The sequence below is a fragment of the Psychromarinibacter sediminicola genome, assembly GCF_029168335.1.
Taxonomy (GTDB): Bacteria; Pseudomonadota; Alphaproteobacteria; order Rhodobacterales; family Rhodobacteraceae; genus Psychromarinibacter; species Psychromarinibacter sediminicola.
The window spans coordinates 1-354 of record NZ_JARGYC010000256.1; the positions used below are offsets into that span (position 1 = coordinate 1).

The 354-nt window shown below is 62.1% G+C and carries 1 protein-coding gene; it reads left to right on the forward strand.

Annotated features, from left to right (window positions below):
- Window positions 1–354 (forward strand): IS6 family transposase (locus P1J78_RS25255; RefSeq protein ID WP_275570116.1); only part of this gene is annotated, 354 nt, incomplete at both ends.

The window sequence follows — 354 nt, forward strand, 5'->3', positions numbered from 1 at the left end:
CCGCTTTCGCTGCGGAATGTCGAAGACCTGCTGCACGAACGTGGGATCGACGTGAGCCACGAAGCGGTCCGGTTCTGGTGGCACCGGTTCGGGCCAATGTTCGCCGCCGAGATCCGGAAACGCCGGATCGAGGGGATGCGGTCGAGCCAGTGGCGATGGCATCTCGACGAGATGTTCGTGAAGATCAACGGTGAGAGGCATTACCTCTGGCGGGCCGTCGACCACGAGGGCGAGGTTCTCGAGAGCTTCGTGACGAAGGCCCGCGACAAGAAGGCGGCCCTGAAATTCCTCAGAAAATCAATGAAGCGCTATGGTCGGCCGGACTCCATCGTGACCGACCGGCTCCGGTCCTAC